Raw genomic sequence first — 13,821 nt, forward strand, 5'->3', positions numbered from 1 at the left:
CCCGGCTTGCCGGAGCAACCGCGAGGGAAGCATGACTGGCATCACCGATATTCACGAAATGAAGGCGCGCATCGTCGTATTCGGGGTCGGCGGCGCCGGCGGCAATGCCGTCAACAACATGATCACGGCCGGACTGGAAGGGGTCGACTTCGTCGTCGCCAATACCGACGCGCAGGCGCTCGCCATGTCGAAGGCCAAGCGCCTCATCCAGCTCGGCACACAGGTGACCGCAGGCCTCGGCGCCGGCTCGCAGCCGGAACTCGGACGCGCCGCGGCCGAAGAGGCCATCGATACGATCCGCAATCATCTGAACGGCGCACACATGGTGTTCGTGACCGCCGGCATGGGCGGCGGGACCGGCACCGGGGCTGCCCCCGTCGTCGCCAGGGCTGCGCGCGAGCTCGGCATTCTCACGATCGGCGTGGTCACCAAGCCATTCTACTTCGAGGGGACGCGCCGCATGCGCTCCGCCGAACTCGGCATCGAGGAGCTGCTGAAGTCAGTCGACACCCTCCTGATCATCCCGAACCAGAATCTGTTCCGGGTCGCCAGCGAGAAGACCACATTCGCCGATGCCTTCGCCCTTGCCGACCAGGTGCTCTATTCGGGCGTGGCCTGCATCAGCGACCTCATCGTCAAGGAAGGCCTGATCAATCTGGATTTTGCCGACGTTCTCTCCGTCATGAAGGAGAAGGGCAAGGCCATGATGGGACGGGGCGAGGCTTCCGGCGAGAAGCGCGTGCTCGCCGCCGCCGTCGCCGCAATTTCCAACCCATTGATCGAAAACCCCTCGATCAAGCGCGCCAGTGGCCTCATCATATCGATCACCGGCGGCAGGGATCTCATGCTGTTCGAGGTCGACGAAGCCGCGACCCGGATTCGCGACGAGGCCGATCCGGACGCCAACATCATCGTCGGCGCGTCCTTCGATGAAAGCCTCGAAGGCATCGTCCGCGTCTCGGTGGTGGCGACCGGCATCGATAATGTCGACCCGGCGCAGCAGGCGCATACGGTGGAAAGCGCACTGACGCAGCTCGCCGGCCGGCTGCGCAACGACGGCCGCCGCATCGCCGATCGCATCGAGCGCGGCGCACCGCCTCCGCAAGTGGAAAGCCCGCCGCTCCAGGCCCGCCAGCCCGCGAGCCAACCGGCAAGGCCGCATCAGGACTATGCGCGCCAGGCGGCTCCGCAGCCGCTCGATCCCTACGGCCGCACCGCTGCGCGCAATACGATCGACGAAGACCTCATCGATATCCCGGCCTTTTTGCGCCGCACGGCGAGCTGAGGGGGTCGGACCGGAGCGGAGCTGCTTGCGATCGGCGCACCGCGCGCCTCAGAAGCTCGTCTGCAGATCTGACGTTCGGAATTCGCCCATGAGATTGCGCGCGGTACTATTCGTCCCAATCTCATCGTGCCCTGGACTCGCCTAGCAGCGGTCCATTTCCGGCATTGGAGAGTTGTTGTTTTACTCCGTCATTCCGGGGCGCGCCGCTTGGCGCGAGCCCGGAATCCATTGCTCAACAGTCACGGCGGCCCGATGGATCCCGGGCTCGCGACTTCGTCGCGCCCCGGGATGACGACCTGTTGTTGGGCTCGCTGGTAGCCAAGCGTTCACGCTGCCGTGCTGCGCGGGTTCTCCGCCGGCTGCTTCTTTTCCGGCTCCTTGTCGCGGGACAGCCATGCCGGAAAACGAAGCAGGCGATCGTTGCTGTCTTTCGGCAGCTCGACGGGCGGCGCTTCATTGATGACCGAAATCGGGAGGTCCAGCGCAGCGTGGCCGGCCCGCACCGCATCCGCGCGCTGATCCAGCTCGCGCAACAGCGGATCAAGGACGCTGTCGACTTCGCTCGCCACCGACAACAGAAACGTATTGAGCTCGCGAGCCTCGGGCACGACGGCCGCAGCCGGCTCGATCGCCTTGCACAGACCATCGACGACGGGTGCAAACGCGCCGGCGGCTTGCCTGATTCGCGTCTTCATCGCTTCGAGTTCGCTCAAGATGCGATCCCGCTCCCGCCGCTTTTTCTCCTCCGAAAGGCGGGCTTCGATTTCGGCGATCTGAGCCGTCAGGGTCGTGGCTTCGGATGCGAGGGCATCGCGCCTTCCGCGCGCGCGATCCAGATCCCGGGCGAGATTATCCACTAAGTCGTCCTTTCCGAACATGGCATTGCTCCGTAGGACAGCCGTAACGCGAACCGCCAGCCTGGCAGCCGAACGAATGGCCGGATCGGCCAAAACAGGCATCAGCTTCGGTCGCGTCACATGGGCCGACATGGTGATCCCCCATTCGTCCACATTAGGCGACCGTATGGTTAACAAGGGGTTAACTTCCACAGCGATGCGGCAATGGGGCCGCGCTTCCGCTATACTCGCCCCGGTAGCATCACTCCGGGAGGCATACCGTGGAGCACGAGCGCAAGAGCGAGTCGAAGTCTGAGCCGAAAAACCTCGTCATCTGCTGTGACGGCACCGGCAACGAGATCAGCGAGAACATCTCGAACGTGCTGAAGCTCTATCGCTGCCTGCGCAAGACGGACAAGACGCAGCCGCGGCAGATGGTGTTCTACGATCCCGGGGTCGGCACGGTGACGGAGCCTTCGACGTGGCACCGCCTCAAGGCCAACGTCAATTTGGTGCTGGGACTCGCCACCGGCTACGGGCTCGACGACAATGTGCTGTCGGCCTATTGCTTCCTGGTCGAGCATTATGAGCCCGGCGACCAGATCTATCTGTTCGGTTTTTCGCGCGGCGCCTATACGGTGCGGGTGCTGGCGGGGCTGATCCACAAGGTGGGGCTGATCTCGCCGGAGCAGGTGAACCTCGCAGGTTCCGGGCTGATCTCCTACAAGCAATATTCAGGCAGCGGGCGCGGCAACGACATCGCCGACCTCACCGATGCCGGCAGCGACGAGGACGGGCCGTTCGCGGTCGACCGCTTCGATCTCGCCGCGCAGTTCGCGCGCATCACCTCCTCGCGCTGGCCGACGATCCGCTTCGTCGGCGTCTGGGACACCGTGGCGAGCGTGATCGTGCCGCGCGCCGACCGCTTCTATCTGCCGAGTTTTGAGGAGCTCGCCTTCACGCTGCGCAATCCGAGCGTCAAAATCTTCCGGCAGGCGATCTCGATCGACGAGCGGCGCTGCATGTTCCGCCTCAAGGCGTGGAAGGAGCCGCAGGAGTTTTGGAGCAACCGCTTCGTGCCCGACGACAAGAAGGTGCCGCAGGACATCTTGCAGGTGTGGTTCGCGGGCGTGCATTGCGACGTCGGCGGCGGCTACAGGGAGAGCGAGAGCGGCGCGTCAAAGTATCCGCTGCTGTGGATGATCGACGAGGCCGCGAAGGCGGGCCTCAACTTCAACCCGCGCACCGTGAACCAGCTCGCCTGGGGCATCCAGCGCAAGAACTCACCGTTCTCCTATGTCGCGCCGAGTTTTGTCGGCAAGCCGGGAACGCCCGGCGGCCTGCACGATTCCATGAATGCGGCCTGGCGCCTGCTGGAGTTCGTGCCGAAGAAGGCGAAGTACAAGGAATGGCCGAAGCGGCAGGTGCACTTCGGCTTCTACATCCCCGATTGCGAACCGCGCCTCATCCCCGACGGCGCCCATGTGCATGAGAGCGTGGTGAGGCGGATGGACGAGATGGCCGACTATCGGCCGGTGAATCTGCCGGCGCGGTACGAGGTGGTGCCGATGCCGGTGGAGCCGGCGCATGCGGGGGGCGGCGAAGCGGAATGACGCTGCCACCCTCCCCTGGAGGGTAAGAGCGGGCCCGCCTCCCGCACGGTTAATGCAACCTGAATCGCGCCGAAGAATCCCTAAAATGCGCATGCTGCGGTTAGGGGCGCTGGAATGACCTCCGTTCCATTATTTCCCGATCGTGCCTTAAGCGAAGCGGAGGAGACGCGACAATGTTTCAGCGCAGGTTTGCCCGGGTGAAGCCGGCCGGACTGGTGTCGCGCCAGGCCAAGATCATCACGGATGCGAAGAAGCCGGCGATTCCCTGCACGCTGATCGACTATTCGCCGGGCGGCGCCTGCGTCGATCTCGGCGGCCAGGTCGCGCTGCCCGACCGGTTCGATCTGCTGCATGTCAACACGCGCAAGCGGTGCCGGATCGCGTGGAAGCGCGGGTCACGGATCGGGGTGGTGTTTTAGAGGCGTGCTGTCACCCTCCCCTGGAGGGGGAGGGTCGGCTCACATTGAGCGCAGCGAAAATGTGAGACGGGGTGGGGTGATGGTCTCTCCGCGTTCAACACTGCCCGAGTGGAGAGATCACCCCACCCCGCTCGCGCTGCGCGCGATCGACCCTCCCCCTCCAGGGGAGGGTAAGAGGACCCTACTTCCTCCGCCACCGCGCCTTCGTGCCGGCGGTGATCTGCATGGCGACACCGGCGATCCAGCCGGCGAGCACGAGCCAGGTCCACACCGCGTGCGGATCGAGCCGCAGCACGATGACGGCGACGGAGGCAAATGCCGTGAGCGTGGCGCAGAAGGTGCCGACGGCGCTCAGGAACTCGGCGGCATCGACGTCGTCATCGCCGGGAACGAAATGCAGTTGCGGCGCGTCGATGCCGAGATAGAAGCCGACCGCCCCTAACATCATCATCAGCAGCAGAAATCCCTGCGTGGTGAGATGCGCGATCGACGAGCCGACATAGGCGCCGACGAACAGACCGCACGCGGCACCCGCGAGCGCAAGCCCGACACGCTCCAGAACGTGGGCCGCCTTCCTGACGCGGAACCGCATGGCAAGCCTCCGGCATTGACGAGGGCGAGGTTAGGCTTTTTCCGAATGGCGTGAAAGGTAAGTAGTGTCACGGAGAGGTGAGTGCGGTGCGGTGGCGCCGCAAATTCCACTGTCGTCCCGGCGCAGGCCGGGACCCATAACCACAGGGAGTAGTTTGGCGAAGACTCGCAGTTGGCGTGCTTCGTTGGGACTAGCACCGTGCGCCATCGATAGATCACGCGGTATGGGTCCCGGCCTTCGCCGGGACGACCACTGTGATTGTGGCGCTGTCCCCGCATCTCACGAACAGCGCGCAGCGCCTACCTCGCCCCGAACGTCGTCTGCCCGAACAGCGCCTTCTGCGTCGACGGCTGCGAGCGCCAGTATTGCGGAGGAGCGTCGACCGTGCCGCCGAGCTCGGCGGCGGCGTGCCAGCCCCAGCGGGGGTCGTAGAGCATGCCGCGCGCGAGCGCGACCATGTCGGCCTTGCCGCTGGCGACGATCTCCTCGGCGTGCTTTGCCTCGGTGATGAGGCCAACCGCCACCGTCGTCACGCCGACCTCGCGCCTGATGGCCTCCGCGAACTGCACCTGGTAGCCGGGGCCGAGCGGAATTTTTTGCTTCGGTGATACGCCGCCGGAGGACGCGTCGATCCAGTCGACGCCGCGCGCCTTCAGCGCCTTGCAAAATTCAATGGTCTGCACCAGATCCCAGCCGCCCTCGATCCAGTCGGTGGAGGAGACGCGGATGCCCACCGGCTTGTCGTGCGGGAACGCGGCGCGCACCGCGTCGAAGATTTCGAGCGGATAGCGCATGCGGTTCTGCAAGCTGCCGCCATATTCGTCGGTCCGCTGGTTCGAGATCGGCGACAAGAACTGGTGCATGAGATAGCCGTGGGCGCCGTGCAGCTCGATGGCGTCGATGCCGAGCCGCGCGGCGCGCTTCGTGCAGTCGACGAAGGCATCGCGGATGCGCTTCAGGCCCGCGGCATCGAGCGCGATGGGCGCCGCCTCCTCTTCTTTGTGCGGCACGGCGCTCGGGGCCACCGGGCGCCAGCCGCCCTTGTCCGCCGGGATGAGCTGCCCGCCGTCCCAGGGACGCGCGCTGGAAGCTTTGCGGCCCGCATGGGCGATCTGCATCGCGACCGCCGCGGTGGAACGCTTTCGCACCGAGGCGAGGATGGGCACGAGCGCGGCCTCGCAGGCGTCGTCGTAGAGGCCGAGGCAGCCCGGCGTGATGCGGCCGATCGCCTCCACATGGGTGGCCTCGATGCAAAACATCGAAGCCCCTGACAGCGCCAGCGAGTTGATGTGGGTAAAGTGCCAATCATTGGCGACGCCGTCCTCGGCCGAATATTGGCACATCGGCGACACGATGATGCGGTTCTTGAGGCTCAATCCGCGCAGCTCGATCGGGGCAAACAGGGCGCTCATGCGGGAGTTCCGGAATGGGGGCGATGGGGCTGGAGTTTAGCGAGCGCGCAGCGATTGACCAGCGGCGCCACCGGCATGGCTGCTCACGGCCTGCGCATTCCGACCCCGGGACGACCGGCTATTGCCAGAAATCGCCCTGCCGCAGCTTGCCGATGCGGTAGCGATCCCCGCGCCCCAGCGTGACGTTGGCCTTGGCGGCGAACTCGATCTGGAAGCGGCCGTCCTTCATCTCGGTCAGGCTGCCGAGATCGCCCAGCTTTTCAGCCAGCGCCTTGTCGTTCTTGACGAACACGCGGGAGTCGTTGAGGCGGAAACGGCGCGGCGATCGCCACTCCACGGTGGGGAAGTAGTTGCGCATGTCGCCGTCGGTCTTGCGATCGACGGCGCGGCCGGTCGCCTCGCGAAACAGGTCCGGCGCCTCGATGCGCCGCGCGCGGCCGTTCTCGATGACATAGAGGTTGAGCGTCATGATGTGCCGGTCGCTGCGGAAGGAAACCGCGACGTAATGCGAATCGGGCGACCAGGCGGCGTAGTAGGCGTCGGGCGCGGTATCGAGATTGTTCTCCTGGCTGATATCGTCGAGCGTGGCCAGCCGGCGATGGCCGGGCTCGGCCATCAGGTAGACGTGGAATTTGTCGTGACCACCCTCGCCCTCGCCATGGGCCGCGACCGACAGCCGCTTGTTCGGCGCCCACCCGCCCGTGATGATGGCGTACTCGTCCTTCGCATAGGTCTTCTCGGCCGTGGCGTGGGCCGGCGACAGCGCGCACACGGCCAGGAACGGCACCATGACGAGGGCGATGATGGCAGAACGAAGCTGCATGCCACTTTGTCGCGGGCGCGGGCGGCCGCGTTCAACGCGTCACTCCACCAGCGTGAACTGCAGCAGGATCGTGCGCTGGAGCATGGAAAAATTATCGTCGGAGACCAGCGTCAGCACGGTCTCGCCCTCGGGCGTGACGTGGGCGTCAATGCCCTCCATGTTGTCGATCTCGTGGCCGAGATCGGCCGAGAACAGTGTGAGGCCATCGACCAGCGCGTTCGGCGCGATCGACTTGAGCTGTAGCGACCGGATCCGGATATTGACGCCGGTGAACCAGGAGAATTTTCGTTCCAGCACCAACAGCTCGCCCGAGGGCAGCAGCACGGCGTCGCTGATGTCAAAATTCTCGGTGCGGCGGATCGAGAACTGGCCGGGCGTCGGGCCGCCGACCAGGAACGCGATGAGATTGCCGCTTCCGTCGAGCCCGCGCTCGGACAGTGCGATCAGCGTGCCCGCGAGCGGCTGTCCCTTCGGCACCACGACGAGGGCTTCGAGGCCTTTGTTGTAGGGCAATCGTTTCGCGGCTGATGGCAGCGGCATCACTTCGCCGCGTGACCGCGTAAACCCCTTTGAGAAATCGTAGCGCAAGAGCTGGTTGACGCGCTCGAGCCCGACATAGACGTAGGAGCCGTCGAGCGCGAGCGATTCCGAATCGTACCAGTAGCGCTTTTCGGTGATGGGACGGCCGTCCGCATTGAGCATCGGCGAGGCCTCGACGTTTTCGAGCCCGACCATTTCGCGGCCCGCATAGCGGATACGACCGGTGAACCAGGTGGCCTGGTCCGAGATCGCGATGAAGCGCTCGCCTTTGCTGTCGAGGCGAATGCCGGAGAGGCCGCCAAAGCCGCGATGCGGCGAGGTCAGCACAAGACCGCTGCGATAGTCGAGCGAGCCGAAGCGCGTGCGCGTGCGATCGCGCGGCTCGAAGGCGAGAATCGCCCGCGCGTTGACCTCGATGGCGACCGGCTCGGTGACGGCGTGCTCGGCGATGCCGGTCGCCGATTTCGGCGGCGACTCGGTCGCGAGCTGGGCCTGCGCAAGGCCCGGTACTGCAAGAATGGAAACCCCCGCCGCCGCGCGGCTGAGAAACTGGCGGCGGGAGGCGCGTGTGCTCACGAATGCAATTTGCGGCGCGGGCGGCTCGTCGTGGTCGGCTGCGGCGCGACGTTGGTCTCGCTGAACAGCTCGGCGAGCTTGTCGGTGATGGCGCCGCCGAGTTCTTCCGCGTCCACGATCGTCACCGCGCGGCGATAATAGCGCGTGACGTCATGGCCGATGCCGATCGCGATCAGCTCCACCGGCGAGCGCGTCTCGATCTCCTCGATGATGTGGCGCAGATGCCGCTCGAGATAGTTGCCGGGATTGACCGACAGCGTGGAATCGTCGACCGGCGCACCGTCCGAGATCATCATCAGGATCTTGCGCTGTTCGGTGCGGCCGAGCAGACGCTTGTGCGCCCAGTCCAGCGCCTCGCCGTCGATGTTTTCCTTGAGCAGCCCCTCGCGCATCATCAGGCCGAGATTCTTTCGCGCACGGCGCCAGGGGGCATCCGCCGATTTGTAGATGATGTGGCGGAGGTCGTTGAGACGGCCGGGATTGGCCGGCTTGCCGGCAGCAAGCCACGCCTCTCGCGACTGCCCACCCTTCCAGGCGCGCGTGGTGAAGCCGAGAATCTCGACCTTGACGCCGCAACGCTCCAGCGTGCGCGCCAGAATATCGGCGCAGGTCGCCGCGACCGTGATCGGGCGTCCACGCATCGAGCCGGAATTATCGAGCAGCAACGTCACCACGGTGTCGCGGAACGTCGCCTCCTTCTCGCGCATGAAGGATAGCGGATGGTAGGGATCGGTCACCACGCGCGACAGGCGCGCGGGATCCAGAATGCCTTCTTCGAGGTCGAACTCCCAGGCGCGGTTCTGCTGCGCCATCAGCCGGCGTTGCAGCCGGTTGGCGAGCCGCGCGACGATGCCTTGCAGATGCGCGAGCTGCTTGTCGAGATAGGAGCGCAGGCGCTCGAGCTCGTCATGGTCGCAGAGGTCTTCGGCCGCGATCACCTCGTCGAATTTTGGCGCAAAGGCATGGTACTCGGGGCCACGCGGCTCGTTGGCGCCGCGCGAATTCGGCCGCGTCGCCTCGCCCGGCGTCTCGTCGTCGCCGAGCTCGCCGTCATCAAACGTGTCTGAGGTCGAGGCCTGCGCGCTTTCCATCGCGCTGTCGCTCATCTCCTCGGTCGTCGCCTGCGCCTGGTCGGCGCTCATCTCTTGCGCGGCGTCGGAATCGGGCGAGCCTTCGGCACCGGACTGGTCGTTCTCGCCGTCGCTGTTTTCGTCCTGATCCTGGTCATCGTCGGAATCGGCGTTGCGTTCGTCGCCGATGTCGAGCGCGGTGAGCAGGTCGTGCACGGCGTCGCCGAACCTGCCCTGGTCCTCGACCAGGCGATCCAGACGATCGAGCCGCGCGCCGATCTTGTCTTCGAGAATCGGACGCCAGAGATCGACCATCTTCTTGGCGGCCGTCGGCGGCGCCATTCCGGTGAGGCGTTCGCGCACCAGCATCGCCAGCGCATCCGAAAGCGGCGCATCGGCGCGGTCGGTGATCTCGTCGAACTTGCCGCGATGAAAATGGTCGTCGAGCATCGCAGTGAGGTTTTTCGCAACGCCCGCCATGCGGCGCGCGCCGATCGCCTCCACCCTCGCCTGCTCGACGGCCTCGAACACGCCGCGCGCCTGCGGGTTGCCCGGCATCAGCTTGCGGTGAACTTTTGGATCGTGACACGCGAGTTTGAGCGCGATGGAATCGGCGTGGCCGCGCACGATCGCAGCATCGCGCTTGGTCATTTTTCGCGCGGGTTCGGGCAGGCGCGCCTTGCCGGGCGCAAGGCCCGGACGCTCGGCGGCAAAGCTGACGTCGAGCTCGGGCGCCTTCGCGATCGCCTTCAGGCAGGAGGTCACCGCCCGCTTGAACGGCTCGGTGGGCGCTTCCTTGGCTCCACTGCGGAATTTGGAATTGGATGTGCTCATAGCGACTTCGTAAACCAATGGCGCGTCACGCCGCCCGGATAGCCGTCAATGGCGCCGAACTCCTCGTAGCCGCAACCGCGGTAGAAGCCCGGCGCCTGGAAACTCATCGTGTCGAGATAGGAACGGGTCGCCCCGATCCGTCTCGCTTCGTCCTCGATCGCCGCGATCAGCTTCGTGCCGTGATCCTTGCCGCGGTATTTCTGCTCGATCCAGAACAGCTGGATGAACAGCACCGTGGTCCAGACTTCACCGACGATTCCGCCGACGATCTTGCCGCGCTCTTTCAGGGAAATCGCGAGGCGCTTGTACTTCTGCCTCCCCAGCTTCTCGGTGTTGTAACCGATGAGCCCGCCGAGCACGGCTTTCTTGGTTGTCCCAATGCTGCGCTCGACGGTGATGGAGGCCATTTCTTCAATTACTTGGTTCTAGCTGAGCGCCACGTTGACCGCCGATTCCGGCAGCTCTGCATTGAAGCAGCGCTGATAGAACTCGGCGACCAGGGGACGCTCGAGCTCGTCGCACTTGTTGAGGAAGGTGACGCGGAAGGCAAAACCGATATCGCCAAAAATGTCGGAGTTTTCCGCCCAGGTGATCACCGTGCGCGGGCTCATCACCGTCGACAGATCGCCATTGGCGAAGGCGTTGCGGGTGAGATCGGCAAGGCGCACCATCTTGTTGACGATGTCGCGGCCTTCCTGGGTGCGATAGTGCTTGGCCTTCGCCAGCACGATCTCCACTTCCTCGTCATGGCCGAGATAGTTGAGCGTGGTGACGATCGACCAGCGGTCCATCTGGCCCTGGTTGATCTGCTGGGTGCCGTGATAGAGGCCCGAGGTGTCGCCGAGGCCGACCGTGTTGGCGGTCGAAAACAGGCGGAAGGCCGGATGCGGCTTGATCACCTTGTTCTGGTCGAGCAGCGTCAGGCGGCCCGACACTTCCAGCACGCGCTGGATCACGAACATCACGTCCGGGCGGCCGGCGTCATATTCGTCGAACACCAGCGCGACGTTGTGCTGAAGCGCCCAGGGCAAGATACCGTCGCGGAATTCGGTGACCTGCTTGCCGTCCTTGACCACGATCGAGTCCTTGCCGACGAGGTCGATACGGCTGATGTGGCTGTCGAGGTTGACGCGCACGCAGGGCCAGTTCAGCCGTGCGGCGACCTGCTCGATATGGGTCGATTTGCCGGTGCCGTGATAGCCGGTGACCATGACGCGGCGGTTCTTGGCAAAGCCTGCGAGAATGGCGAGCGTGGTGGCGCGGTCGAAGCGGTAATCGGCATCGACTTCGGGCACGTGAGGATCGACCTCGGAATAGGCCGGCACTTCGAGGTCGCTGTCGATCCCAAAGACCTGGCGCACCGACACCTTCATGTCGGGCATTCCGTTGACTTCCTCAACTTTGGACAGGGCGGCGGTCGTCATTCATCCTCCGAGGTCCCGGGCGGTCCCGAAACCGGTTATTCGCACGTTGGCTGCGGCTGGGTGCTGTAGCGAACGTATCAGAGACCATGGACGGGCAGAAGCCCGCGCGCAAATCAAAGTTCCATTGTCTTATCATTGAGATAGGCAAGGAACGCGATTTTGGGAAGGCTGCCCTGCGAATCACGCCCAAATTTTGCGTTTCTAGAGGCGCACTGCCGCCGGTCCGGGGCACTTTCGCCCCCTTGCCCGACTTATGTAAGGTCCGGCTGCCGTCATTCCGGGGCGGCTCGAAGAGCCGAACCCGGAATCTCGAGATTCCGGGTTCACGCTCCAGGCCGCGCTTTGCGCGGCCCCCGTCGCGCGCCCCGGAATGACAGTGCATGTGGAGACAACGTGACGTCATTCCTCGATCCCTTCATCGCGTTCGTCTCGGCCCATGCCTGGCTGGCCTACCTGACCCTGTTCCTGGCGGCACTGCTGGAAGCCGTTCCGGTGGTCGGGTCCGTCGTGCCCGGCTCGACCATCATTTTGGCGCTGAGTGCGCTGATTCCGGGCGGGGAGTTGAAGCTGCAGTGGGTGCTGCTTGCGGCTGCATTCGGCGCGGTGGTCGGTGACGGCTCGGCCTATTGGGTCGGGCACCGCCGGCAGCGCGAGATCCTCAACACCTGGCCACTGACCAACTATCCGCGCGTCGTCGAGGAGAGCGAGACGTTCTTCCAGCGTTTTGGCACCTGGGCAGTGTTCTTCGCCCGCTTCGTGCCGCCGATCCGCGCCTTCGTGCCGGTTACGGCCGGTGCGCTCGGGATGCAGCCCGCACGATTCTACGCGGTCAACATTCCCGCGATTTTGCTCTGGGCGCCCGCGCATGTGCTGCCGGGCGTGCTGGCGGTGTCGGCCCTGCACGAATATGCCGGCCTGCCGCACCATGAGCATGTGGGAAAGCATCTCTGGATGTTCGCGGTGGCCGGGATCGCGATCATTTTGGGGCTCGCGATCTGGACCGTTCGGCGGAGGCACGGCAGCAAGACGCCGGCGAAGACGGCGGCTTAGGCCAAGCCGACAATCGTAGCGATCTTTCTTACCCTCCCCCTCCAGGGGAGGGTGGCAGCTCGTTTGCGTTTAGGTCTTCGACTCCGGCACAACCACCCTGCGTCCCGGCGCCGGCCCGACATAACGCGCGCGCGGGCGGATCAGCTTGCCGAAGGCCAACTGCTCGCTGGCATGCGCGATCCAGCCGACGCTGCGCGACATCGCAAACAAAGCGAGCTCGCTGCCGGGCGGAAACCGCAGCGCGTGCACGAGGACGGCGAGCGCGTAGTCGATATTGACGAGCTCGCCGGTCGCCTCCGCGATTCTAGCGGGCACTTCCGTGGTGAATTTGCGCGGCGCCCCGGCGCGGGCGAGCGCACGCAGCAGCGACTGCGCGCGGGGATCGCCGCGCTTGTAGACGCCGTGTCCAAAACCGGCAAAGCGCTCGCCGAGCGCGACGCGCTCGCGCACCATCGGCTCGACGTCGCGATCGACAAGCGTTTTGACGAGCTGTGAAGCCAGCACGCCGGCGCCGCCATGTTTTGGGCCCTTCAGCGCGGCGAGGCCGGCGATGACGGCGTCATACAGATTGAGACCGGTCGAGGCGGCGCAGCGCGCGGTGAAGGTGGAAGCATTGAGTTCGTGATCGGCGAGCAGCACCAGCGCACGGCGAACGAGATCCGGAGCATGCTTGTTGTCGGGTGCCCAGGCCCTTGCGATCTGCTGATGCAGCGGCTCGGCCGACGGCTCGGCATTGAGCATGGTGGCGACCAGCAGCCGGACGATGCGGGCGCCAACCAGCGCCCGGCCATCGGGCGCGCGGGTGAAGGCGCGGGGATCGGCGCTGGACGCGAGCGCGAGAACGGCGATGGCGCGATCGATCGGCGCAGCACGCCGCGCGGCTTGCGCGATCGCGCGCATCTCGTCGGAAACGTGCGGGCAGTTGTCCGGCGCAAAGGGATCGACGCCGGAGACGTCCCACAGCAGCGTCGCCGTGTGCTCCAGCGTGTCGCTTTCGGAGAGGTCGACGCAGTTCACGCCGCGATAGATCGGCCCGTCCTCGGTGATGGTCGCGATCTCCGTATCCATCACCGGCAGGTCGGCATCGAAACTGCGCAATCCTCGCGGCTCCGGTGTCGGGGCGCGGCGATCCTTCAGGTTGCGGACGTCCTCGGCGCGGTAGCGATTCTTGCGCGAATCCGCCGTCGGCTCGGAGCGGATCAGGCCGCGACTGACATAGGCGTAGAGGGTCGCCGGTGAGATCGCGAGTTCCGCGGCAGCTTCACGGGCCGAGAGGTAGAGCTCCGGAGAATTTTTCATATTGATTTATGTAATCAAGATTGATCAATCTGTCGAGAGGCCCGACCT

The 13,821-nt window shown here is 65.2% G+C and carries 13 protein-coding genes; 4 read left to right on the top strand and 9 right to left on the bottom strand.

The genetic code is table 11. The annotated features are described in order from the left end of the window. Positions 1–31: 31 nt before the first annotated feature. Positions 32–1,285 carry a cell division protein FtsZ gene (gene ftsZ, locus KUF59_RS43080; RefSeq protein ID WP_212458104.1) on the top strand — a complete coding sequence of 418 codons (1,254 nt, stop codon included), beginning with the start codon at positions 32–34 and terminating at the stop codon, positions 1,283–1,285. A 326-nt stretch (positions 1,286–1,611) separates the two neighbouring features. On the opposite strand, the gene KUF59_RS43085 is transcribed toward ftsZ, so the two are convergent. After that, complete coding sequence (locus tag KUF59_RS43085; protein ID WP_212458105.1) at positions 1,612–2,274, bottom strand: hypothetical protein; 663 nt, start codon at positions 2,272–2,274, stop codon at positions 1,612–1,614. Between the two features lie 128 nt (positions 2,275–2,402). Between KUF59_RS43085 and KUF59_RS43090 the strand changes: the two genes are divergently transcribed. Together KUF59_RS43090 and KUF59_RS43095 are read left to right on the top strand one after the other, a co-directional pair. Further along, positions 2,403–3,734: a DUF2235 domain-containing protein gene (locus KUF59_RS43090; protein ID WP_212458106.1), complete on the top strand. Its 1,332-nt coding sequence runs from the start codon at positions 2,403–2,405 to the stop codon at positions 3,732–3,734. Positions 3,735–3,907: 173 nt separating this feature from the next. After that, positions 3,908–4,153 (top strand): PilZ domain-containing protein, encoded by a 246-nt coding sequence (locus tag KUF59_RS43095; RefSeq protein ID WP_212458107.1) that lies wholly within the window; start codon positions 3,908–3,910, stop codon positions 4,151–4,153. Between the two features lie 181 nt (positions 4,154–4,334). Here the strand turns inward: KUF59_RS43095 and KUF59_RS43100 are convergent, their stop codons facing one another. From KUF59_RS43100 to cobS, 7 genes are all read right to left on the bottom strand, one after another. Continuing rightward, complete coding sequence (locus tag KUF59_RS43100; protein ID WP_212458108.1) at positions 4,335–4,745, bottom strand: hypothetical protein; 411 nt, start codon at positions 4,743–4,745, stop codon at positions 4,335–4,337. A 299-nt stretch (positions 4,746–5,044) separates the two neighbouring features. Next, on the bottom strand, positions 5,045–6,157 hold the full coding sequence (locus KUF59_RS43105; protein ID WP_212458109.1) for an NADH:flavin oxidoreductase/NADH oxidase: 1,113 nt from the start codon (positions 6,155–6,157) through the stop codon (positions 5,045–5,047). Positions 6,158–6,275: 118 nt separating this feature from the next. Continuing rightward, positions 6,276–6,980, bottom strand: a complete 705-nt coding sequence (locus KUF59_RS43110) for a hypothetical protein (protein ID WP_212458110.1) — start codon at positions 6,978–6,980, stop codon at positions 6,276–6,278. Between the two features lie 39 nt (positions 6,981–7,019). Next, positions 7,020–8,096 (bottom strand): esterase-like activity of phytase family protein, encoded by a 1,077-nt coding sequence (locus KUF59_RS43115; protein WP_212458111.1) that lies wholly within the window; start codon positions 8,094–8,096, stop codon positions 7,020–7,022. Then, positions 8,093–10,000 carry a cobaltochelatase subunit CobT gene (cobT, locus tag KUF59_RS43120; protein WP_212458112.1) on the bottom strand — a complete coding sequence of 636 codons (1,908 nt, stop codon included), beginning with the start codon at positions 9,998–10,000 and terminating at the stop codon, positions 8,093–8,095. Before cobT ends, KUF59_RS43115 begins: the two co-directional genes overlap by 4 nt. Then, positions 9,997–10,407 carry a GNAT family N-acetyltransferase gene (locus KUF59_RS43125; RefSeq protein WP_212458113.1) on the bottom strand — a complete coding sequence of 137 codons (411 nt, stop codon included), beginning with the start codon at positions 10,405–10,407 and terminating at the stop codon, positions 9,997–9,999. Before KUF59_RS43125 ends, cobT begins: the two co-directional genes overlap by 4 nt. 18 nt (positions 10,408–10,425) lie before the next feature. Further along, positions 10,426–11,382, bottom strand: a complete 957-nt coding sequence (gene cobS, locus KUF59_RS43130) for a cobaltochelatase subunit CobS (protein WP_408918139.1) — start codon at positions 11,380–11,382, stop codon at positions 10,426–10,428. A 435-nt stretch (positions 11,383–11,817) separates the two neighbouring features. Between cobS and KUF59_RS43135 the strand changes: the two genes are divergently transcribed. Next, positions 11,818–12,474 carry a DedA family protein gene (locus KUF59_RS43135; RefSeq protein WP_212458115.1) on the top strand — a complete coding sequence of 219 codons (657 nt, stop codon included), beginning with the start codon at positions 11,818–11,820 and terminating at the stop codon, positions 12,472–12,474. Positions 12,475–12,543: 69 nt separating this feature from the next. On the opposite strand, the gene KUF59_RS43140 is transcribed toward KUF59_RS43135, so the two are convergent. Then, positions 12,544–13,773 (bottom strand): citrate synthase family protein, encoded by a 1,230-nt coding sequence (locus KUF59_RS43140; protein WP_212458116.1) that lies wholly within the window; start codon positions 13,771–13,773, stop codon positions 12,544–12,546. Between the last annotated feature and the right edge of the window lie 48 nt (positions 13,774–13,821).

The organism is Bradyrhizobium arachidis (genome assembly GCF_024758505.1).
Classification (GTDB): Bacteria; Pseudomonadota; Alphaproteobacteria; order Rhizobiales; family Xanthobacteraceae; genus Bradyrhizobium; species Bradyrhizobium manausense_C.

Bases quoted from the DNA above. Each gene is read 5' to 3' on its own strand.
- KUF59_RS43085 (WP_212458105.1), bottom strand. From the start codon at position 2,274: ATGTCGGCCCATGTGACGCGACCGAAGCTGATGCCTGTTTTGGCCGAT.
- cobS (WP_408918139.1), bottom strand. From the start codon at position 11,382: ATGCCCGACATGAAGGTGTCGGTGCGCCAGGTCTTTGGGATCGACAGC.
- KUF59_RS43140 (WP_212458116.1), bottom strand. From the start codon at position 13,773: ATGAAAAATTCTCCGGAGCTCTACCTCTCGGCCCGTGAAGCTGCCGCG.
- cobT (WP_212458112.1), bottom strand. From the start codon at position 10,000: ATGAGCACATCCAATTCCAAATTCCGCAGTGGAGCCAAGGAAGCGCCC.
- KUF59_RS43105 (WP_212458109.1), bottom strand. From the start codon at position 6,157: ATGAGCGCCCTGTTTGCCCCGATCGAGCTGCGCGGATTGAGCCTCAAG.
- KUF59_RS43100 (WP_212458108.1), bottom strand. From the start codon at position 4,745: ATGCGGTTCCGCGTCAGGAAGGCGGCCCACGTTCTGGAGCGTGTCGGG.
- KUF59_RS43125 (WP_212458113.1), bottom strand. From the start codon at position 10,407: ATGGCCTCCATCACCGTCGAGCGCAGCATTGGGACAACCAAGAAAGCC.
- ftsZ (WP_212458104.1), top strand. From the start codon at position 32: ATGACTGGCATCACCGATATTCACGAAATGAAGGCGCGCATCGTCGTA.
- KUF59_RS43095 (WP_212458107.1), top strand. From the start codon at position 3,908: ATGTTTCAGCGCAGGTTTGCCCGGGTGAAGCCGGCCGGACTGGTGTCG.
- KUF59_RS43110 (WP_212458110.1), bottom strand. From the start codon at position 6,980: ATGCAGCTTCGTTCTGCCATCATCGCCCTCGTCATGGTGCCGTTCCTG.